Source organism: Pseudomonas sp. BJa3 (assembly GCF_026343815.1).
GTDB lineage: Bacteria > Pseudomonadota > Gammaproteobacteria > Pseudomonadales > Pseudomonadaceae > Aquipseudomonas > Aquipseudomonas soli.
On record NZ_JAOXMC010000080.1, the window covers coordinates 1 to 315 of the forward strand.

A 315-nucleotide genomic window follows, 5' to 3' on the forward strand; every position below is an offset into this window, starting at 1 on the left:
GACGCCAGCGTCGGCTTCAGTTTTGGCGGGCTGATGCTGATGCTGGCATGCAGGTCGCTCGGCCTGCTGTTGAGTCCGTTAGGAGCGCTCAAGCCAATCTTTGGCGGAGAAATTGGTCTCTCCGGATGGGACGTCAATGCCTCCTGGAACAATTGGGCCATGCAAGTGTTCGACAACGCCTATTCCCCATACACCGCCGCCTATCCTTTGTTCCTGCCGGGGCTGTGGTCGCTTGTTTACAACGCCCAGGCCAACCCGATGGTATGGGTCATGACCCGTTTGTTGCTGTGTGTATTACCATTGTTGATGGTTGTG

General features: G+C 56.2%; 1 protein-coding gene. It reads left to right on the forward strand.

What is annotated here, in order from left to right; all coding sequences use genetic code 11:
- Positions 1–315: hypothetical protein (locus OH705_RS26950; protein ID WP_267303398.1), on the forward strand; the 315-nt coding region annotated here is incomplete at both ends.